The organism is Rhizobium sp. GR12 (assembly GCF_036596185.1).
Lineage (GTDB): Bacteria > Pseudomonadota > Alphaproteobacteria > Rhizobiales > Rhizobiaceae > Agrobacterium > Agrobacterium nepotum.
The window spans coordinates 19,945-40,672 of the sequence record NZ_JASXTH010000016.1 but is presented as its reverse complement, the minus strand read 5'-3'; the positions used below and the strand labels follow the sequence as shown (position 1 = coordinate 40,672).

General features: G+C 61.2%; 21 protein-coding genes. 8 read left to right on the top strand and 13 right to left on the bottom strand.

What is annotated here, in order from left to right:
- Positions 1–24: 24 nt before the first annotated feature.
- The 3 genes from QSK43_RS23225 to QSK43_RS23215 all read right to left on the bottom strand — a co-directional run bounded on the left by QSK43_RS23225 (position 25) and on the right by QSK43_RS23215 (position 2,952).
- Positions 25–663: a hypothetical protein gene (locus tag QSK43_RS23225; RefSeq protein WP_332305454.1), complete on the bottom strand. Its 639-nt coding sequence runs from the start codon at positions 661–663 to the stop codon at positions 25–27.
- A 499-nt stretch (positions 664–1,162) separates the two neighbouring features.
- Positions 1,163–2,422, bottom strand: a complete 1,260-nt coding sequence (locus QSK43_RS23220; protein WP_332305453.1) for a DNA-packaging protein — start codon at positions 2,420–2,422, stop codon at positions 1,163–1,165.
- Positions 2,419–2,952, bottom strand: coding sequence for a hypothetical protein (locus tag QSK43_RS23215; protein WP_332305452.1), 534 nt, complete (start codon positions 2,950–2,952; stop codon positions 2,419–2,421). The genes QSK43_RS23220 and QSK43_RS23215 overlap by 4 nt, the downstream gene beginning before the upstream one ends.
- A gap of 520 nt (positions 2,953–3,472) precedes the next feature.
- Here QSK43_RS23215 and QSK43_RS23210 point away from each other — a divergent pair.
- Positions 3,473–5,113 carry an alpha/beta hydrolase gene (locus tag QSK43_RS23210; RefSeq protein ID WP_332305512.1) on the top strand — a complete coding sequence of 547 codons (1,641 nt, stop codon included), beginning with the start codon at positions 3,473–3,475 and terminating at the stop codon, positions 5,111–5,113.
- 26 nt (positions 5,114–5,139) lie between these two features.
- On the opposite strand, the gene QSK43_RS23205 is transcribed toward QSK43_RS23210, so the two are convergent.
- Complete coding sequence (locus QSK43_RS23205; RefSeq protein WP_332305451.1) at positions 5,140–5,979, bottom strand: SDR family oxidoreductase; 840 nt, start codon at positions 5,977–5,979, stop codon at positions 5,140–5,142.
- A 143-nt stretch (positions 5,980–6,122) separates the two neighbouring features.
- Between QSK43_RS23205 and QSK43_RS23200 the strand changes: the two genes are divergently transcribed.
- Positions 6,123–6,491 (top strand): winged helix-turn-helix transcriptional regulator, encoded by a 369-nt coding sequence (locus QSK43_RS23200; protein ID WP_332305450.1) that lies wholly within the window; start codon positions 6,123–6,125, stop codon positions 6,489–6,491.
- A gap of 170 nt (positions 6,492–6,661) precedes the next feature.
- Here the strand turns inward: QSK43_RS23200 and QSK43_RS23195 are convergent, their stop codons facing one another.
- Entirely contained in the window at positions 6,662–7,093 is a 432-nt protein-coding gene (locus tag QSK43_RS23195; RefSeq protein WP_332305449.1) for an Lrp/AsnC family transcriptional regulator, read from the bottom strand.
- Positions 7,094–7,240: 147 nt separating this feature from the next.
- On the opposite strand from QSK43_RS23195, the gene QSK43_RS23190 reads away from it, so the two are divergent.
- Positions 7,241–8,341, top strand: a complete 1,101-nt coding sequence (locus tag QSK43_RS23190; RefSeq protein WP_332305448.1) for a saccharopine dehydrogenase family protein — start codon at positions 7,241–7,243, stop codon at positions 8,339–8,341.
- Positions 8,342–8,547: 206 nt separating this feature from the next.
- On the opposite strand, the gene QSK43_RS23185 is transcribed toward QSK43_RS23190, so the two are convergent.
- Positions 8,548–10,008, bottom strand: coding sequence for a protein adenylyltransferase SelO (locus QSK43_RS23185; protein WP_332305447.1), 1,461 nt, complete (start codon positions 10,006–10,008; stop codon positions 8,548–8,550).
- A 140-nt stretch (positions 10,009–10,148) separates the two neighbouring features.
- On the opposite strand from QSK43_RS23185, the gene QSK43_RS23180 reads away from it, so the two are divergent.
- On the top strand, positions 10,149–11,867 hold the full coding sequence (locus tag QSK43_RS23180; protein WP_332305446.1) for a glycoside hydrolase family 32 protein: 1,719 nt from the start codon (positions 10,149–10,151) through the stop codon (positions 11,865–11,867).
- Positions 11,868–11,926: 59 nt separating this feature from the next.
- On the top strand, positions 11,927–12,100 hold the full coding sequence (locus QSK43_RS23175) for a hypothetical protein (protein WP_332305445.1): 174 nt from the start codon (positions 11,927–11,929) through the stop codon (positions 12,098–12,100).
- An 18-nt stretch (positions 12,101–12,118) separates the two neighbouring features.
- Here QSK43_RS23175 and QSK43_RS23170 read toward each other — a convergent pair whose 3' ends face one another.
- Complete coding sequence (locus QSK43_RS23170) at positions 12,119–13,510, bottom strand: MFS transporter (protein ID WP_332305511.1); 1,392 nt, start codon at positions 13,508–13,510, stop codon at positions 12,119–12,121.
- A gap of 178 nt (positions 13,511–13,688) precedes the next feature.
- Between QSK43_RS23170 and QSK43_RS23165 the strand changes: the two genes are divergently transcribed.
- Positions 13,689–13,937, top strand: a complete 249-nt coding sequence (locus QSK43_RS23165; RefSeq protein ID WP_045017342.1) for a hypothetical protein — start codon at positions 13,689–13,691, stop codon at positions 13,935–13,937.
- Here QSK43_RS23165 and QSK43_RS23160 read toward each other — a convergent pair.
- The 3 genes from QSK43_RS23160 to cueR form a co-directional block, all read right to left on the bottom strand.
- On the bottom strand, positions 13,934–14,296 hold the full coding sequence (locus QSK43_RS23160) for a type II toxin-antitoxin system RelE/ParE family toxin (protein WP_332305444.1): 363 nt from the start codon (positions 14,294–14,296) through the stop codon (positions 13,934–13,936). The genes QSK43_RS23165 and QSK43_RS23160 overlap by 4 nt on opposite strands.
- Positions 14,286–14,555, bottom strand: a complete 270-nt coding sequence (locus QSK43_RS23155) for a ribbon-helix-helix domain-containing protein (protein ID WP_332305443.1) — start codon at positions 14,553–14,555, stop codon at positions 14,286–14,288. The genes QSK43_RS23160 and QSK43_RS23155 overlap by 11 nt, the downstream gene beginning before the upstream one ends.
- A 122-nt stretch (positions 14,556–14,677) precedes the next feature.
- Positions 14,678–15,103, bottom strand: coding sequence for a Cu(I)-responsive transcriptional regulator (cueR, locus tag QSK43_RS23150; RefSeq protein ID WP_045017161.1), 426 nt, complete (start codon positions 15,101–15,103; stop codon positions 14,678–14,680).
- Between the two features lie 212 nt (positions 15,104–15,315).
- On the opposite strand from cueR, the gene QSK43_RS23145 reads away from it, so the two are divergent.
- A complete protein-coding gene (locus QSK43_RS23145) occupies positions 15,316–15,558 on the top strand; it encodes a type II toxin-antitoxin system RelB/DinJ family antitoxin (protein ID WP_332305442.1) in 243 nt (80 codons plus the stop codon).
- Positions 15,559–15,603: 45 nt separating this feature from the next.
- Here QSK43_RS23145 and blaOXA read toward each other — a convergent pair whose 3' ends face one another.
- Both blaOXA and QSK43_RS23135 read right to left on the bottom strand, forming a co-directional pair.
- Entirely contained in the window at positions 15,604–16,425 is an 822-nt protein-coding gene (gene blaOXA, locus QSK43_RS23140) for a class D beta-lactamase (protein WP_045017167.1), read from the bottom strand.
- A gap of 171 nt (positions 16,426–16,596) precedes the next feature.
- Positions 16,597–17,076, bottom strand: coding sequence for a YcgN family cysteine cluster protein (locus tag QSK43_RS23135; RefSeq protein WP_045017169.1), 480 nt, complete (start codon positions 17,074–17,076; stop codon positions 16,597–16,599).
- A gap of 255 nt (positions 17,077–17,331) precedes the next feature.
- On the opposite strand from QSK43_RS23135, the gene QSK43_RS23130 reads away from it, so the two are divergent.
- Positions 17,332–19,524, top strand: a complete 2,193-nt coding sequence (locus QSK43_RS23130) for a transglycosylase domain-containing protein (protein ID WP_332305441.1) — start codon at positions 17,332–17,334, stop codon at positions 19,522–19,524.
- 247 nt (positions 19,525–19,771) lie between these two features.
- Here the strand turns inward: QSK43_RS23130 and QSK43_RS23125 are convergent, their stop codons facing one another.
- On the bottom strand, positions 19,772–20,671 hold the full coding sequence (locus QSK43_RS23125) for a LysR family transcriptional regulator ArgP (protein ID WP_332305440.1): 900 nt from the start codon (positions 20,669–20,671) through the stop codon (positions 19,772–19,774).
- Positions 20,672–20,728: the final 57 nt, after the last annotated feature.

The following is a 20,728-nucleotide window of genomic DNA, read 5'->3' as shown; positions in this document are numbered from 1 at the left end:
CTTGCCGGCGCAAATAACGGGTTATCATCTGGCCCGCGCCGGTTCAATCCGCGCTGCGACAAGGGCGCGATGAAATGCCCGCCCGTAATCGCCGACAAGCCGCGCCCGGTCATTGCCGTTGATGATGGCGCGCGCACCTTCCCAATCCTCGCGCTCACCGCTGAAGAAATCGGAAAGCCTGCGGCCGGTAAAGCTGCCGGCCGCCATGCCGTGGATCAGGATCGCGGTTGCCACATCCGGCTCCATGGCCCGCTCGGGGCGTGCCAGCAGGTCAACTCCTGTCAGCGCCGACATGGCCTCGTAGTTGCGGCGATGCGTCAGTTGTACGAAGCCGCGCCCCAGCCAGCTTTTGCCTTCAGCGTCCGGCCGCCAATAGGGTTTGCGCACCATCGGCAGCCGGCCCGCCGCAAAAGCCCGGTCGAGCCTTGCGATCGCCTCCGCATCGTTTGCCGCCAATGTTTCGCGCACCGGCTGCATGGTCGCCGCCGTTTCATGAAATGTGGTGGCCAGCATATAGGCCAGAAAGCGCGGATCGCCGCCTGGTAGCGCCTTATCGAAACCCGCCAGTATCGTCCTCGTTCCGGCAAGCTGTGCGGCGCGCAGACGGCCGCTAAAGATGGAAATTCGTACCGACGCGACGAATCGCGCCTCGTCATGGGCCATAGCCGGCTCCTGAAAATCGGGGGCGATCACCCTTTCAAGTTTTTCCACATGACGGCCGTCAGAACTAAATCGATTTGAAAAAATCCTAATCGATTTTAATCCGCAGGCCGGGGTTTCGAGGTAAAAAATTTCTTGAATTCCGCAACCTTGGAGCGCTAACTCCGTTCATCGCGCAATTGTGCAGCGTTGATCATTCAAGGAGGAATGCCACCATGACAGCGACAATCCCCCAGACCGTTTATGACCGTCTCGAAAACGAGTGGCGCCAGATGCGCGAAACTGGCTCTCAGCCGAAACCGGCGCAATCTCCGAAGAAATAAACGCCGCTCGCGTTTATCGCTAAACGCATTTGCGCATTCGACATTGTCCCCGGCAGGTTCTGACCGGGGCGAACATGTGTCGATTGTGGAGATTTGGCACGGCATCATCGCGTGGTTTTGGCCGCCGAAAAAGCTGCCGGAATAACAATAGGGCGGCGGCGTTCGGACCGGAGGGGTGCTCACATCCCCCGCACCCTCGGCTCGCCGGCAACCGCCGTCGTCAGCGCCGTTATCGCCCAGACCAGCGCATCCAGCCGGTCGGGCGAGCGTCCTGACGAAAGACCGCCGGGTCCGAAATCCGCCATCTGATCCTCAAGCTTTTCAAACCGTGCGGCGTGGCGCACCCTGCCCTGTTCGTAAAGTGCGGCCACCGGCTCGGCGCGGGTGAACTTGCCCCGGCTTGCCCGCACCAAGGTCAGCGGCAGGTTGGCGTCTATGCTCTGCAGCATCGCCCGCACCATCTCGCCGCCCTGATTGACCTCGGCCACCACCCGGTCGGCCTCATGATGACGGGCGGCGGCGACCACGGCCCGCGCCCAGCCGGCCGGCGTTTCGCCTTCCACCGAACAATCCGCAAGCACCACCAGTTTGCCAGACATGCCAAGTCCGGCCACGACGATGCCGCAGCAGGAATTTTCACCTATACCGGCGGGCGGATCGACCGCCACCACGATCCGCGCCAACGGCTCGTGCGCCGCGTCCACGATCGCTTCCAGATCGGCCCGTTTCCACAGCGCGCCTTCGCGCTCATCGATCAGTTCGCCGCCGATTTCCTGACGCCCCAGCCGCGTGCCGCCATAACGATCATGCATGGCTTTCAGAAAACCCGGCGAAAGATTTTGTGCATTCATCGCCGTCGGCATGCGCGCCACCCGGCTCGAGGGGTCGGCGAGGAGCGCCTTCAGGAGCGGAATGGGCCGTGGCGTCGTTGTTACCAATTGCCGTGGGGCCTCGCCCAGACGCAGACCGAATTGCAGCATGTCCCAGGTTTCCTGCGGATATTTCCATTTTCCCAGCTCATCGGCCCAGGCCATGTGGAATTGCGGCCCGCGCAGACTTTCGGGGTCTTCCGAGGAAAATATCTGCGCCATCGCCCCGTTTGGCCAGACGAGCCGTCGGCGCGTGACCTCGAAGGCGGGACGGCGGCGGCGCGCGATGCGGCAGATGCCGGAAACGCCGTCGATCATCACCTCACGGGCATCCCCCAGCGTTTCCGCCACCAGCGCGATACGCAAATCCGAATGTTTCTCACTCGAGGCGATCCTGTGCACCCATTCGGCCCCGGCGCGGGTCTTGCCGGAACCGCGCCCACCGATCAGAAGCCATGTCCGCCAGTCGCCCTCAGGCGGCTGCTGCGGCAGGTTGCCGATGAAACGCCAGTCACGCAGAAGGGTAAAGACCCGTTCCTGCAGGCGCGGTTCGGGCGAAAGACCCCTCATGCACTGGCCCCCGACGGAGCACTGGGCATCCGTGTCGCTTCCGCCTCCAGTCTTGCGCGGCATTTCTGCTCGGCCAGTTCGTCGATACGCTTAAGGAAATGCGCCACAGCGGCTTCGTAATCCTCGGTATCGGTGTCATCCTCTCCGGCAAGTGCCGCCCGTTCTTCCGCCAGCAGACGTTGCAGAGCGTCGATCCGTTCCAGCGTGCGGACGACGACCGAAAGCTGGTCTGTCGCAGCCTTCACACCGGCACGCGCCTGCTTGCCCGGAGCATCCTCCGTCGCCGACAATAATGCCGCCTCGCTCGCCTGCCGCAGATTGCGATACATGTGGAACTGATCGCGCATCTCCACCGTCAGTTCGTTCAGCATCTGCCGCAACTCGCCGTTGCGCGCCGCATCTTCGGCGGCCAGCTTGTCGGCCCGCGATTTTATCTCAGGTGCCGTTTCCAGCCTCGCCTCGCCGCCATAGGCACATCTTTCCAGCCAGACGCCGTGCAGCGCCAGATCGCAATTGCGGAAATTCGTCATGAGGTCGACCTGCGAGAGAAATAACATGATGCGCACGAGCACACCGGTTGGGGAAATACCACCCTCGGAACCGGTTCAGATTGCAGACAAAGTCTGAGCGCCCTCCATCGTCATCCTCCTTTCGGAGACGAACGAGGCATGGGCATCATCCAATAAATGATGCCCCTCACCAAACACTCCGACGTCATCCTCGGGCCTGTCCCGAGGATCTGCAACGTCTTGATTTTATCGGTGTGTTTAGATCCTTGGGACAAGCCCAAGGATGACGTCGAGAATGGCGGCACGTTTGTGACCAAACCCGAACGCAACCTGCCAAACCGGCTATTGCCGTTCAACCGCAAATCTCCGACTGTATCCAAACACTATCAAACCACCGTCACGCTGTAAAGGATTATTTTCCTATTACGATGATTTTTATCCTCCCCGAGGGGTTTGCACCCTCGCCCGCCGCATACTACACTCTCGCGAAAGCGGTGAGGCAAAGGGGCAGGTCAAGTTGTTGAAACAATGGGTTGGACGGTTGTTCTCGGGTCTTTCGGCAACCGGCATCGTCTTCGGCACTATTCTGTTCTGCGCTTCGCTCACACCGTCTCTTCTGCCGCGCACATGGCTGATGCAGGGTGTGCTGTGCGGATTTTCCTTTGCCATCGGCTATCTGATCGGCGTGGCGCTCACCGCGATCTGGACCTATCTGGAATTGCCCCATCCCTCGCGCCATAACCGGCATGGCATCCGTTTTCTTATAGCGCTTGCCAGTGCGGTTACGGCGATAGCCTTTTTGTGGCAGGCGAAAGACTGGCAGAACTCCATCCGCATATTGATGGAACTCGATCCGCTGCCCAGCGCCCATCCCACCAAGACCGGCGGCGTCGCGGTGCTGGTCGCCACCCTCCTCATCGGCGCGGGCCGGCTTTTCCAGCTCATTCGGCGGTTCTTCTCGGCCCGCAGCCGTCATTTCCTGCCGCGCCGGCTCGCCAATGTGCTCGGCATCGCCGCCGCAATCGTACTGTCCTGGATGCTGCTGAACGGCCTGATCTTCGATATCGGTCTGAAGTTTGCGGATTCCTCGCTGAAACAGGTGGATGCGCTGATCGAACCGGATGTGCCGCGCCCTTCCGACGCGCTCAAAACCGGCAGCAGCGCTTCCCTGATGACGTGGGAATCGCTTGGCCGCAGAGGCCGGGAATTCGTGGTCGGCGGGCCGGAGGCACAGGAGATTTCCACCTTCACCCACCGCCCCGCCAGGGAGCCGCTCAGGGTCTATGCGGGCTTAAATTCGGCATCGACACCTGAGCAAAGAGCGTCCCTTGCACTGGAAGAGCTGAAACGGGTCGGCGGTTTCGAGCGCAAGGTGCTGCTGGTCGTCATTCCCACCGGCACCGGCTGGATTGATCCGGAAGCGCTCGACACGGTCGAATATCTGCATGACGGCGATGTCGCGAGCGTCGCCGTACAATATTCCTATCTTTCGAGCTGGATAGCACTTCTGACCGAACCGGATTACGGCGTGGAAACGGCACGCGCGCTGTTTCAGGCGGTCTACGGTTATTGGACGACCCTGCCGAAGGAAACGCGACCGAAGCTTTATCTGCATGGCCTCAGCCTCGGTTCGCTGAATTCGCAAAAATCCTCCGATCTTTACGACGTGCTGGCCGATCCCTTCCAGGGCGCGCTGTGGAGCGGCCCGCCCTTTTCCAGTCCCACATGGCGCATGGCCACCGATGGCCGGGTGGCGGGTACGCCGGAATGGCTGCCGCGTTTCCGCGATTCCTCCGTCATCCGCTTCGCCAACCAATATACCACCGCGCACATGCCCGATGTGGCGTGGGGGCCGATGCGTATCGTCTATCTGCAATATGCCAGCGACCCGATCACCTTTTTCGAGCCCGCCTCGCTTTACCGGCGTCCGCAATGGATGAGCCATCACGGACAGGATGTCTCCACATCCTTCCGCTGGTTCCCGGTCGTGACCTTGCTGCAGCTCGGTCTCGATGTCGCCGCCGCCACCACGGCGCCGATCGGTTACGGCCATGTCTATGCGCCGGAACATTACATCGATGCGTGGATGGAGGTGACCGGGCCTGAAGGCTGGAACGCCGAGGATATCCAGCGGCTGAAGATGTTCTTCAAGGCCCGCCGCGGCTCCACCGATCCGGCGTAGGCGCGGCGAGCGTATCGTTTCCGGCGTCAGTCTTTCAGCACGTCCACATGGTCGGCCACATAGGTCTCCAGCGAGTGCGGCGCGTGGCCGGTCAGCGTCTCGACATCACCGGTCACCGCCGACGTCCAGCCTTCGCGCACGGGATGGAAGATCGAGGCGAGGAAGGACGCATAATCCTTCGGAACGCCCGCACCGGTGAGGATGCCGATGAAGACTTCGTCCGAAACGGGACCGTAAGAGACCGGCTTGCCGATTGCCTGCGAAATGATCGCGGCCGCCTCGCCGTAACCGATCGCCCGCGGGCCGGTCAGGTTGAACGCCTTGCCGTCGAAGGCATCCGTAGTCAGTGCCGCCGCTGCGCTGCCGGCAATATCGCGCACATCGATGAAGCTCGTTTTGCCCTCGCCCGCCGGAACGGCGATCTCGCCGTGTTCGATGCCAGCCTTCCAGTAGCTGTGGAAATTATCGGCAAACCAGTTGGGACGCAGAATGACGTAAGGCACGCCGGAAGCGATGATCTTCAGCTCGACCTGGCGATAGGGAATGGAATCGTCGGCATCGACGCCGAAGACGCTGAGGAACACGATCTTCACCTTGCGGCGAGCAGCCTCCTCGACCACCGGCGTCAGCGCGTCGATGATATCCAGACGCCCGCCTGCCAGGATCAGAAACAGCCGGTCCACGCCGTCGAATGCGTCCGCGTAGGTGGAGGCATCGGTATAGTCGAAACGCACCCCTTCCGCGCCGTCCGCCGCATTGCCGGTGCGCGAGGCCGCCTTCACCTTTTCGCCCTTGGCCAAAAGCGCCTTTACCAGCGGCGTGCCGATGGTGCCGGTGGAACCGATCACAAGTATCTTGCCAGTCATCTCATATCTCCGTAGTATCTAATTGAAACCATGTTTCGAAAACACACATACTGCGTGTTAGAAATCATGAAAAGAGAGCACTTTCCGGTTATCTGGTATCCTTGCGGAAACCTGTCCGGCCCTGAAACAAGAGGATGACATCGATGGAACGCATCTTTGACGTTTACGAGGACCGCTGCCCGACACGGATGGTTCTGGACAGGATCGCCGACAAATGGGCGCTGCTGATCCTTGACCGGCTGCGTGTGGAAGCGGTGCGCTTCAACCTCCTGCGGCGGGAGATCAAGGGCATTTCGCAGAAGGTCCTGTCGCAGACGCTGAAGAAACTGGAGCGCGACGGGCTGATTTCCCGGCAGGCCTTTCCAACGGTTCCGGTCACGGTCGAATATTCGCTGACGCCACTTGGGCGCACGCTGACCGAAACGGTGGCGGCACTCGCCCACTGGGCGGAGGGCAATATCGATGCCGTGCTGGCGGCGCAGAGGGCTTATGACGGTAAGGTTGCGGCTTAGGCGCCGCTCCCTTCCGTCATACCGGCCTTGAGCCGGTATCCAGTCAGCCCAAGTCCTTGGGCTGAAAAGAGTCTTTCTCGCCGCGCAGACGCGCGTCGGCTGGATGCCGGATCGAGTCCGGCATGACGGAAGTCGGGTTTACCGCACTTCCCAACCACCCCACCAACACCCTACCGCGAAATCCGCGTCGAAAGAATGATCGAAGAAAGCGTGCGCTCCACGCCATCCAGCGCGCCGATGCGGTCGATCAGCCGGTCGAGATCGAGGATGGAGGGCGCGGCGAGAATGGCGATCAGATCAAAGGTGCCGCTCACCGAATGCAGCGTCGTTACCTCCTTGATGGCGGAAAGTGCCGCCGTCACAGCGGGCAACGCCTTCGGGCCTATGGTGATCAGCACATGGGCGCGCACCAGCCCGGAAAGATAGCTTTCCGAAAGCCGCAAACCATAACCGGCAATCACACCGTCCGCCTCCAGCCGCTCGATGCGGGCCTGCACCGTGGTGCGCGAAAGGCCAAGTTTGCGCGCCAGTTCCGCCACCGGCATGCGGGCATTTTCGGAAAGCAGGGCGAGCAGCGCCCGGTCCTTCTCGGCTATCGTCATAGTGACCAATCCTATCGTCTAATTGCGCAATATTAACCCACTATCCGCACATAGTGAAGCTGCGAATCGCTAATAAAAGCTGTCATTCTGCCTTAGAAGCGCATCCTGTGCGCGGAGATGTGCGAATTTACTGCGGGGAACAAGAACATGAAAAACATTGTCGTTATCGGCGCGGGCAATATCGGCTCGGCCATCGCCTGGATGCTGGCCGTCACTGGCGATTATCGCATCACGGTTGCGGATCGCTCGGCAGACCAGTTGGCGAATGTGCCGGCGCATGAGCGTATCGACACCGAAATCGTCGACATAGCCGACCGCCCGGCGCTGGAAGCTTTGCTGAAAGGCAAATTTGCCGTGCTGTCCGCCGCCCCGTTCCATCTGACGGCGGGCATCGCGGAAGCGGCCGTCGCTGTCGGCACGCATTATCTCGATCTCACCGAAGACGTCGAATCCACCCGCAAGGTCAAGGCACTGGCGGAAACGGCACAGACCGCGCTCATCCCGCAATGCGGCCTTGCACCCGGTTTCATTTCCATCGTCGCTGCCGATCTTGCAGCCCGGTTCGACAAGCTGGACAGCGTGCGCATGCGCGTCGGCGCTTTGCCGCAATATCCCTCCAACGCGCTCAACTACAACCTCACCTGGAGCACGGACGGGCTGATCAACGAATATATCGAGCCCTGCGAAGCGATCGTCGAAGGCCGCCTCACCGCCGTTCCGGCCCTTGAGGAACGCGAGGAATTCTCACTCGACGGCGTCACCTATGAGGCCTTCAACACCTCGGGCGGTCTCGGCACTCTTTGCGCCACGCTGGAAGGCAAGGTGCGGACCATGAATTACCGCACCATCCGTTACCCCGGCCATGTGGCGATCATGAAGGCGCTTTTGAACGACCTCAACCTGCGCAATCGCCGCGACGTGCTGAAGGATCTGTTCGAAAACGCGCTGCCCGGCACGATGCAGGACGTGGTCATCGTCTTCGTCACCGTCTGCGGCACCCGCAACGGCCGTTTTCTACAGGAAACCTACGCCAACAAGGTCTATGCCGGCCCCGTTTCCGGCCGGATGATGAGCGCCATCCAGATCAGCACCGCCGCCGGCATCTGCACGGTTCTCGATCTGCTGGCGGAAGGCTCTTTGCCGCAGAAGGGCTTCGTCCGTCAGGAAGAAGTGACGCTGCCGCATTTCCTCGAAAACCGGTTTGGCCGATATTATGGCGCGCATGAGCCGCTGGCGCGGGTAGGGTGAGTTAAGGGCATCTATGGCGCGTGGCGTTGCAGCTTGTTTCTTCTCCCCCGCCGGGGAGAAGGTGGCCCGAAGGGGCGGATGAGGGGGGCGACGCCAGTGATGGACCGCACCCTTGCCCCCTCATCCCGCTGCCGCGACCTTCTCCCCGGCGGGGAGAAGAAAGTAAGCCGCATCCGCTCGGTCCAGCGCGCCCATCAGCTTTTACGCTACGTCCCGCAAAACGTCCGGAACACCCTCTCATCGCTCATCGGCGGCTGCATGTAGACGAAATTGTCCGGCCGTTCCTCGAAGGGCGTCGCAATCGCGGTCAGCATGGCGTGGAAGGGTTCGAAATCACCGTCCTCCACCGCCGCCGCGATCAGTTCCTCGATGCGGTGGTTGCGTGGAATGATGGCCGGGTTGATGGCGAGCATCGCCCGTGACCTCTCAGTGGTGGAGACGTTTTCCAGCCCTGCTCTCGCCTGCCAGCGCGCCAGCCACTCGTCCGCCGCCGCGATATCGATGAACATGCCGCGAAACGGCTCGGCATCGCCGTCTACCGCGTGGGAAAGACGCCGGAAGGTCTGTGTATAATCGGCTTCCGATGCCTGCATCAGCGCCAGAAGCGCCTGCACCAGCTCGATATCCCCCTCTTCCTCACCCGTCAGACCAAGTTTTTCGCGCATGCCGGCAAGCCAGCGTTTGGGAAAGGCGGCGGCGAAATTGGCCAGCACGGCATTGGCAAGTTCGGCGGCTTTCTCCACTTCCGGGTCGAGCAGCGGCAGAAGGCATTCCGCCAGCCTTGCGATGTTCCATTGGGCGATGCCCGGCTGGCTGTTGAAGGCGTAACGCCCCTGCGCATCAATGGAAGAGAACACCTTGTTCGGGTGGTATTCGTCGAGAAAGGCGCATGGCCCGAAGTCGATCGTCTCGCCGGAGACCGCCATATTGTCGGTATTCATCACGCCATGGATGAAGCCCACCATCATCCAGCGGGCGATAAGCTCGCATTGCCGCTCTGCAATGCCGCGAAGCATCGCAAGGTAAGGATTGTCAGCGTTTTTCGCTTCGGGATAGTGGCGATCGATCACATAGTCGGCGAGGTTCTTGATCGCCTCGTCATCCTCGCGCGCGGCGAAGAACTGGAAGGTGCCGACACGGATATGGCTTGCCGCGACGCGGGTGAAAACGCCGCCCGGCAGGCCGACCTCGCGCTGCACCCTTTCGCCGGAAAGGACGGCGGCCAGCGCCCGGGTGGCGGGAATACCGAGCGCAAACATCGCTTCCGACAGGATATATTCGCGCAGCACCGGGCCGAGCGCCGCGCGCCCGTCACCCCGCCGCGAAAACGGCGTCGGGCCGGAGCCTTTAAGCTGGATATCGCGCCGTTTGCCGTTTCTGTCGATCACCTCACCAAGAAGAATGGCGCGGCCATCACCCAGCTGCGGCACGAACCCGCCGAACTGGTGGCCGGCATAGGCCATGGCCAGCGGCTCGGCCCCTTGCGGCACCACATTGCCGGAAAAGATCGCCGCCAGCTTTTCATCGTCGAGGCCCGATACGTCGAGAAGAAGCTCGTCGGCCAGCCCGCGATTGAAGGCGATGAGGCGCGGCGCTTTCACCGGCGTCGGCAAAACCGCAGCGCTGAACCGCTCCGGCAGGCGGGCATAGGAATTGTCGAATTTCATCACAGATAAACTCCCTGCTTTTGCCTGATATGGCGTTTTTAGCGGCTCGTTGCGAGAGGGAAACATCCTGTGTTGAACTTTCTTTCGTCCCATTCGTTGCGTTTCCTGAACCAGAATAGCCGCAACGAAAAGGAACGGGAATGACCATCGTTGACGCCGTAACCGCCGAGCCGGAAAGCGCAATCCGCACAATTCATACCGACCTGCCGGTCAACGCCACCTTCCATGTCTGGTTGAAGGCGAAAAAACCGGCGGAACCGGGCGCCGTCTCCTTCTCCAACGCGAATGGCAAATTCGCTGAAGTTTCAAGCGTCAACACGGAAGAGTTCGGATTTAGAATCTACCAGGTCTTCGGCGGCGGCCATGTGGAGCTGAGCTACGACACGGTCACCACAGCCGTTTCCGTCATCTACTGGTTCACCGCCGCCGACGTGCTCGAAACCGGGATTACCGTCGTTCATAGCAAGCCGGACAATGCAGCCCCCGATCTGCCGGGCAGCTATCACTTCCGCCCGCCCTTCGGCTGGATGAACGATCCGAACGGCTTTGGCCGTTTCGAAGGCCGGCCGCACCTGTTCTACCAGCATTATTCGCACGGGCTGCGCTGGAACACCATGCATTGGGGCCACGCCGTCTCATCGGATTATCTGCGCTGGCGGCATCTGCCGATCTTCCTGTTCCCCTCCGAGGACCTGACGACGCGGCCGGACAAGCGCGGCGGCGCCTATTCCGGCTCCACCATTCCGCTAGTCGAAGGAACCGGCATCCGGGTGTTCTTCACCGAGCAGGTTCAGGACCGCATACCCGAACAGCAAATCCAGCTCACCGCCACCTCCTCCGATCTGATCATGGCCGGGCAGGCCGAGGTCATTCTGGGAACCCGTCCGGACGGACAGGGGCTGACGCCGGATTTCCGCGATCCCCATGTCTTTCGCGGTCCGGACGGGCTTTGGAAAATGGTGCTGGGCAGCCAGAGCGAGGGCGGCGGCGTCATACTGCTATACGAGACGCTCGACCCCACCGCCGCCTCGGGCTGGACCTATGTGGGCAAGCTATGGGTGGAAACGCGCTATAAGACCACCGCCATAGAATGCCCCTGTCTGCTGCCGCTCGACGGCCCGGCCAATGCCCGCTCCACGCGCTGGGTGCTGGTTTACGGACTGATGCATTCGGAAGACCCGGAGACCGGCCGCAAGAACCTGACCATGGCCGATGTCGGCTGGTTCGACGGCAAGGTCTTCACCAAGGAATTCGGTCAGGAGCTGGATTTCGGCACTGACAATTATGCCTTCCAGGCGTTTCTGGATGGCGACAGCATCATCGGCATCGGTTGGCTCGCCAATTGGGCGGATGCCAATCCGGAGATCGATTTTCCCACATCCATGACGCTGCCACGCCGGCTCCATTATTCGAACGGCGAGCTTCTGACCCCGCCGATCGGTGCGGCGGAAAGCCTACGCAGCCATATTCTCGACCGCACGCGTCTGGCGGCCGGCGAACGCGTCACCTTCATCAACGGGGCGGTGGAGATGCTGATCGAGCTTGCCTCGCCAGGCGCGCCTTTCGAGCTTGCGCTCGATCATCCTGCGGTCGAACTTGGCCTCGTTTCCGATGAAACCGGTCTGTGGATTCGCCACGAGGACGGGCGCGACGGCCCCTCGCCTCACTATATCGCCAAGGGTGCAAGGGCCTCGCGCATCCGCATCTTTCTGGATTACGGCTCCATCGAGGTCTTCGCCAACCGGGGCCGGTACGTCGGGACAAAACGTATCGAGGGTTTCGAACCCGTGCGTTCGGCCCTCCTCACGGCGGCGCCCGGCGCGGTGGTCCACGCCACCACCTGGGCGCTGCGTCCATGAGGAACCTTTTGGCGGAGCTGGCGGTTGATAATTCAGAAACCGCCAAAAGGAGAAACGGCATGACCAAGATCCGCGATACCCGCGACCCCATCCTGTTTCCGACTGAAGCCAACGAAAACAAGGCCGAGAAAAAACGCGCCGGCAAGGGCATCGTCATCGTTATCGGCGCGATCGCGATCATGTCCTTCGTCGTCTATCTGGTGGCGATCACCATCGCCACCACCCAGTCGTAACCGCGCGCCGTAGAGGCGTTAGCGCTGGCCGCTCCGTAGCCCGCGGGTGGTCAGGATCGCAAGCAGCGACACGATGACACCCAGCCCGTAAAGATAGACCATCGGCATCGTTACATCCGCAAGATCGATCTGCGTGACGAGATCGGTTGCCGCAGCAACCGTACCGCTTGCACCCGCACCGGCCGCAGCACCGAGCGTCGCGACGGTGGGCAGCAATGCGCCGGTCATTTTGCGCTCCTCTTCCGGCGCAGCCTCCATGGCCGCCTGGCTGATGCCGGCCCAGGACATTCCGAAAGCCGAACCGATCAGGATTTGCCCGGCAAGCATTTCCGGCCAGTTTCCCGTCGCCAGCCCAAGTCCGAGCAGCGCGCAGCCGGGCACCATCTGGTAAGGGCCATAATGCAGGCAAAGCTCCCGCAGGCGGCTGGAACGCACACTGCCGATGAGCATCGCCACGAAGCTCCAGGCAAGCGGCATCGTCACGACGATGAAACCGGCGAAGGTCGGCTCATGGTGCCAGAAATTGATGGCGACATAAGCGAGATAGACGCTGCCCAGCGCATGGGCATAGGACATCAGGAACAACACCCAGAAACCGCTGCCGAGCACCGTTTTCAGCCGGAAAGAATCCTTCGGGAACAGGCCGGCGGCAGGGCGGGTGCCCACCTTCAGCGAGGCCCACAACAGTGCCGCCCCGGCAAGCAGGGAGGCGATGCGCAGGCCGGCATCCTCAAAGGCGGAGGGTGCGGAAAAGGCCAATGCGCCGACAAGGCAGAGAAGCAGTGGAACCAGCGGTTTGCGCGTCGTCGCCACCGGCCGCTGCTCCGCCGAGACGGCAATCGCCGTATAGGCCAGCAACAGCACGATCAGCGGCGCGGACAGGAGGAAGGTCGCGCGCCAGGAGATATGCTCGGTTGCAAAACCGCCGGTCAGCGGCCCGACGAAGGACGCGACCGCCCAGATGGCCGCCTCTATGGCGAAGACCTTCGGCAGCAGGGCCGAACGAAAACCGGCGGGTATGAGACTGTAGCAAACAGCCACGATCAGGCCGTCGGCAAGCCCCTGCAACGCCCGGCCGATGACGACCCATAAAAAGCTGTCGGCGAGCGCCGACATGACGGAGCCGAATGAAAAGATCAGGCAGCACAGGAATAGAACACTGCGTGCGCCAAAACGCTCGCGAAACAGAACGGCGGTAACGCCACCCGCCACGGAACCGACGAAATAGAGGCTGTAGGCCCAGCTATAGAAGGCCGCGCCGCCGATTTCGCGCACGGCCACCGGCAAGGCCGTCACCACCGCGAACTGGTTGAAGGCGTGCAGGCCGATACCGGAGGAAATAACGGTCAGAAGCGAGAGGTTCGCCCCACCAAGCAATTCCGTCCAGCTATTTTTCTCCGTCATTTCCATACTCGTCAAAGCCGTATCCTTTCCTTTTTTGCGATACGGCCGGCAAACTAGAACCTCAAGCACCATTGAGGTCAAGGCGCCTTTTTCACTATTCCCGTTTGCGCGAATTAACCGGCGTCAGGAACCCTCTGCGCGCGCCGGTCGTTTGTTCAGTGACACTGACAGAAAGGATACCGTCATGGACCGCAAGAAAATCATGCCCCGCAACGAAGATGCCATGGACGAGGACCTGCTCGATCTCGACATCGACGCCCTTCCGGCAAAGGGAGAAATTCCGCAGTCGATCGAACAGGAAATCGAGGAAGAAGAGACCGAGACCGAGGACGATCCCTATCAGGAAAGCGACGAAGCTCTTCCCGACGACGCGGAAGAGCGCGTCATCAACCGCAACCCCTCGCGGGAAGGCGGCGCATTCGACGAGGTTTAGGTAAGACTGTCGGCGGAGGATGCAAAGCGCTTCAGCATATGGCGCAGATGGTCCTGACCGCCGAAAAACACCACGAGAATACGAACGGTCTTTTCGCTCTCATCGACATCGAAATAAAAAATCGCCTGATTTTTCGTTACCCGGCGAAGGCCGGGCAATATTTCGGGTGACAGCGTCCCCTGAAAAGGCGCTTTTTGAAGAGCTTCCATATCCGCTTCAATCGAGCCCACGCGCCGCGCAGCTCGCGTAAAAGCTCCTGGCAAGGCGTCGCCAAGGTCGAGATATGACTGGACGAGATGATCCAGAATGAGGCCGAGGTCCTGATCCGTTTCCGTCGAACGCAGCACCTTAAAGGCCATAGCTGGCCTTTTTGGCTGCGATCATCGCCGCCGTTCTGTCCTTGCCATCTTCGACGGAGATAAACTCCCCCTGCCCGCGCTCAGCCAGCAACTCGCGAAGGACGGCAAGCTCGGCTTCCTTCAATTCGGTTTCCTGCCGGAGCAATTCCAGTCCGCGCTGGACCACGGCGCTGAGGCTGGCATAACGCCCCTCCTCCACCAACCTGCGAGCGAAAATATCCTGCTGATCGGAAATGGAGACAGATGCTTTTACGGACATAGCGGTGGTCCCGTTTCAAGAGAATGATGCTACTCAGCAGCACATCTTCCACACTCGTTCCACCGACTATGACTGCCCGTCATGTCCGCAACGTGAAAATTCATGGTGTTCGCCAGTCGATGTCAGTGGGTTCTCGCGGGCTTGTGGGCGGTCTTTTCGACGCCTGCCGCAAGATCGTCGAGGATCGGGCAATCGGGCCGGTGGTCGCCGCCGCAGCAATGGGCAAGGTGGGACAGCGTCTTCACCATGCCCTTCATCTCGGCGATCTTCTGTTCGAGATCCGCGATATGCACGAGCGCAATATCCTTCACCGCCGAACTCTCGCGGCTCTTGTCCTGCCAGAGTTTCAGCAGCGTTTCGGTCTCTTCCAATGAAAAGCCGAGCGTGCGCGCCCGCTTGATGAAGCGCAGATTGTGCACGTCCTGCTCGCCATAGACCCGGTAATTATTGCCGGTGCGGGCGGCGGGGGTGATGAGGCCGATCTGCTCGTAATAGCGGATCATCTTGGCGGAAACGCCGGATGCTTCCGATGCCTGTCCGATATTCATAGTGTTACTTCCCTATAGGCGACCATTGCCCGTTTCGAGACCCTATGTAGGGATTCCCATCATGGGAAGGTCAAGGGAAGAGGATGCATTTTATTGCGCACAGAAAAGTGAGTGCGGTCGCCAGCTATGAACGCATGCGGGCAACACAGTCATGATCGTTGAAATTGGTGCTCAATTGAGCTACATACGAGATCTGAAAAAGGAGGTCGATCATGACCGCAAATGCATATGTGAGAGCGCGTATCGATCAGGCAATCAAGGACGATGCGACTGCCGTGCTTGATAGTCTGGGGCTGACTGTTTCCGATGTCATGCGAATGATGTTGACGCGAATTGCCCGCGAAAAAGCGCTGCCGATAGAACTGACGCGCCCGAATGCTGAAACGCTTGCCGCGATTGAAGACGCTCGTGCTATCGCCGCCGCGAAGCGCAATCGTTTCGGCAAGGCAGATTGAGCTTTTCAAGTAAACACGCGATCTGAACGATCCCGGTTGACCCTGCTACCTGTGCACCGCCAGCCGGGGAATATCGCGCAGGAAGGCGTCGCGCACCAAAGGGCCGAGCGCTTCGTTCGATGGCTTGTCGGCAACGCGCAGCCTTGCGAAGACGATGTGCTGACCTTCACGCTCCGCCCAGCCGACGAACCAGCCGAAGGGGCGGTTGCGGTCGGGGTTGCCCTTTTCATCACGCATGTAGCCCGTGCCGGTCTTGCCGTGCACGCTCCAGCTCTCCGGCGCGTCGAACACCGGCACGATCGCGCGGGTCTTTGCCTGCGCATCGCGTGAGAGCGGCAGATTTCCGGCCAGCAGGCGGCGGATGAAGCCCACCTGTTCGACCGGCGAAACGGTCAGCGAAGCGCCGAGCCATGAATGGGTGAGGCCGTTATTCTTGCCCGGCTCGCCGGATACATCGGCGTTGCCGTAACCGAGGCGCTTCACATAGGCGGCGAATTTTTCCGGGCCAAGCCTACGGGTGAGTTCGCGCGAGTACCACAGCACAGAATCCTGTTCCCATATGGTCGGATCGACCGTCTTGCGGTCCTGCGCGCGGGCCTCCGTGCCCGGCTTCCAGTCCCATGCGGGCGTCTTCTCATCCAGCAGGATACCGGCATCGTAACCGATCAGCGCCAGGGGCACCTTGAAGGTGGAGGCCGGCGCCACGCGCTGGTCACAGGCGCCCTGCTGGTTGATGACCGCGCCGGTTTCGATGGAGGTGACCAGCGTGCATTCAAAGGCCTGCGATTGCTGGGCCGAGGCGGAAAACGGCAGGATGCCCTGAAGGGCAATACACGAAAGAATGATGGCGGGCAGCCGATAGCGCATGCGTTTTGATGTCCCTCGTCCGCATTTTGCGGATCATTTGCCGGAATGGCTGAACGACGGTCCTTGTTTTGGACCTGCCGTTCGCCCGAAACCGCGGCACACTTTCGGGCGACATGCCTTAAGAGAACGATGGGGCAGGAATAGGACCAAAGCGAAAATTGACGCTTTCCGTCATCCGTTCGCCTTTTCGCCCGCCGTCTCACCCACTGTCAGCGGCCAGTCGACCACATAATCCTCGAAGTCGTCAACATCCACATCCAGCTCGTTGACGGTGCGGCCACGCGCGGAAATACCGGCCTGATGCACGGTGTTCACGTCACCGGAGACGAGATAGTGCCACCAGTACAAATCCTTGCCGTCACGCACCAGCGCATAGGCGCAGGTGGGCGGCAGCCAGCCGATTTCGTAGACCTTCTTCAAATCCAGCTGGATACAGTCCGGCACGGTGGCGCGGCGGTTATCATAGTCGGAACACCGACAGCTTTCGCCGTCGAGCAGCTGACAGCGGACCGACGTGAACGCCACCTCGCCGGTGTCCCAGTCCTCCAGCTTGTTCAGACAGCACAGGCCGCAGCCGTCGCACAGGCTTTCCCATTCCTCGCCGGTCATTTCCTCCAGCGATTTGGTTTTCCAGAACGGCGCGTCATTCATCGTTAACATTTCCGTTCCATTTTGATCTATTGGAGGGCAAGGTTTAACCGTTCCCTAATCCTTAATATCGTATCGCCAAGGGCTGGTTTGTACGATATTTTAGCATTTCGGCGGGTGGCAAACGGTCATTGGCCCGGGACAAGCCGCCGCGTCAAGCAATTCTGGCAGAACCATGCCACGGTTTTGCGTCCGGAATTGGGTGAAGCGCAGAAACATCGACGGTCCGCGTTGCGTTGAACAGGAAAACATCGCCAGGTGCAGGAAGAAAAAGACGATAAGAACGGTCGCAAAAAGCGACACACCCTGCTGAGAATCGATAGCTTCATCGACTCCGGCCTGTGGACGGCTGCGGCAAGGCTGGTGGATTTCTGGGAAGACGTCACCATCGCCTCGCGCAAACTGCATGTGCGCGGCTGGAAGAAACTTCTCGTCAACCTGACCGGCGACGCACTGACCTTCGGAACGGCGGGCTGCGTCGTGCTTCTGGCGCTTGCCATGCCCGCTTTTGAAGAAACCAAGAAGGACTGGCGTTATCGCGGCGATTTCGCCGTGACCTTCCTTGACCGTTACGGCAACACCATCGGCCATCGCGGCATCATTCATGAAGATTCCGTCCCGATCGACCAGATGCCTGATCACTTCATCAAGGCGGTTCTGGCCACCGAAGACCGGCGTTTCTTCGACCATTTCGGCATCGATTTCATCGGCCTTGCCCGCGCCATGAGCGAGAATGCCCGCGCTGGCGGCGTGGTGCAGGGCGGCTCGACGCTGACGCAGCAGCTTGCCAAGAACCTGTTCCTTACCAATGAGCGCTCGCTGGAGCGCAAGATCAAGGAAGCCTTCCTCGCGCTCTGGCTCGAGACCAACATGTCGAAGAAGGAAATCCTCAGCCTTTATCTCGACCGCGCCTATATGGGCGGCGGCACCTTCGGGGCGGCGGCGGCGGCGCAATTTTACTTCGGCAAGAACCTGACCGATGTGACGCTTGCCGAATCCGCCATTCTGGCCGGCCTGTTCAAGGCGCCTGCCAAATATGCGCCGCATGTCAACCTTCCGGCAGCGCGTGCGCGCGCCAACACCGTGCTTTCCAATCTGGTGCAGAGCGGGCTGATGACCGAGGGTCAGGTGATCGGCGCAAGGCGCAACCCGGCCACCGTCATCGACCGCGCCGATGTGAAGGCGCCGGATTATTTCCTGGACTGGGCCTTCGACGAGGTGCAGCGGCTGGCGGCGCAGGGCAAGTTTAAGGATCACACCGTCGTCGTGCGCACCACCATCGACACCGGCCTGCAACAGGCGGCCGAACAGGCGATGGAAATGAGCCTGCGCGAATTCGGCGAAGGCTACCGCGTCAAGCAGGGCGCGATGGTGATGCTCGAAAACGGCGGCGCATTGCGCGCCATGGTCGGCGGGCGTGATTACGGCGAGAGCCAGTTCAACCGCGCCACGGCGGCGCTGCGCCAGCCGGGGTCCTCCTTCAAGGTCTATACCTACTCGGCCGCCATGGAAAAGGGCATGAAGCCGGAGACGCTGATTTCCGATGCGCCGGTGACCTGGCGCGGCTGGTCGCCGCAGAATTACGGCCGCTCCTATGCCGGCAAGGTGACATTGCAGGTGGCGCTTGCCAAATCCTACAATACCGTGCCGGTGCGGCTCGCCAAGGACGTGCTCGGCACGCAGGTGATCGTCGACACGGCCAAGGCGATGGGGGTGGCCACGCCGCTGCGCAGCGACAAGACCATCCCGCTCGGCACATCGGAATTGACGGTTCTCGATCAGGCAACGGCCTATGCCGTGTTCCCGGCCGACGGCATGCAATCGCGCCGCCACGGCATCGAACAGGTGCTGGATTACGAGGGCAAGGTTCTCTACGATTTCGGCCGGGACGAGCCGCCCGCCAAACGGGTGCTTTCCGAAGATGCCAATTCGAAGATGAACCAGATGCTGGTGACCATTCCCGTCATGGGTACGGCCCGGCGCGGCGCGTTGGAAAACGGCATCGTTTCCGGCGGCAAGACCGGCACATCGCAGGCTTACCGCGATGCCTGGTATGTGGGCTTCACCGGCAATTACACCACGGCGGTCTGGTTCGGGAACGACGATTTCACGCCGATGAACAACATGACCGGCGGCGCGCTTCCGGCCATGACCTATAAACGGCTGATGGATTACGCCCATCAGGGCATGGAGCTACGCCCCATTCCCGGCATCCAGAACCCGCTGCCGACAGGCACGCGCCCGCAGCCCTCGGCCGAAGTCGCCGCCGCATCCGCCAGCGCGCCCGCCATGCCGGCGCTTACGCGCCCGCGTTCGCTTTCGGCAGAGGCAACGCGCGTCATCCGCTCCATCGCCAAAAAGATGAAGGAAGCCTCGCCTTTGACCGTGACGACGCAGAAGGTGGCGGAAGCTTCGTTGCGGGATGGCAAAGATCAGGCCGGCCGACAGTAAAGGCCGCGTACCTTGCCTTAGTAGGTTTCTGCCGGAGCGCGAGGTTTACCCCCCTCTGTGCCGGGCATCTCCCCCCAAGGGGGGAGATCGGCAAGCGGCGCTACCGCCACTTCATTCACTGACGTTGAGACGGGCGAGACCTCGCCTCGGGTCGATCTCCCTCCTTGTGGGGGAGATGTCCGGCAGGACAGAGGGGGTGAGCCACACGCTCCACAGCCCCCTTCTCTGCAAATCGAGCGCCCAATGCTCAAGGCATCAGCGCCGCCCTCGCCGTTTCCACCACCGAGGCCGTCAGCCCCGCCAGCCGGTCGGCGGCGAGCCGGTTGACCTGCCAGTAGAGCGGGATATCGAACGGTGTGCCGGGAACGACTTCCACCAGCCTCCCCGCTTTGATGTAATCATGCACCAGCTGCACCGGGTTGAGGCCCCAGCCCATACCGGCGAGGCTCGCCTTCACGAAACCATCGGTCGAGGGCAGCCAGTGGGTGGGATAGGAGACATCCTCACCCAGCGCGTTTCTGATCCAGCTGGCCTGCAGCCTGTCCTTCTGGTTGAAGGTGAGCCCCGGCGCGCGGGCAAGCGTGGCGGGCGTAACGCCATCGGCGAAATAACGCGCCATGAAATCCGGGCTGGCGGTGGCGTGATATCTGAGCACGCCAAGCGAAGTGACCCGGCAGCCCTGCACGGGCTTTGCATGGGCGGTGACGGCGGCAAGCACCCTGCCCCCGCGCAGCCATTCCACCGTGTGGTCCTGATCGTCCACCGCAATGTTGGCGAGGTAGTCGCTCGCGCCGGTGAATTTTGAAACCGCATCCAGAAACCATGTACCGAGGCTGTCGGCATTGGTGGCGATGTTGAGCGTGACGCGCTCCGGCACCTCCCCCGCTTCCGCGAGAGCCGGAAGCTGCCGGAACAATTCGCTCTCCAGCATGCCGACATGGTCCATGTGCCGGCAAAGCCATTCGCCCTTTTCCGTCGCCACGCAAGGGTTGCCGCGCACGATCAACACCACGCCAAGCCGCTCCTCCAGCTGCTTGATACGCTGGGAAACGGCCGACGGCGTGACGCACAGCACCTGCGCCGCCTTTTCGAAACTGCCGGTCTGGGCCACGAGCGCGACGGCCCGCATGGAGGGATAGTCCAGCATCAAAGGCCTCCTTGTAGAGGTTGATATGGGCGTGGTGGGCGGGAAGCGTCCGGGCGG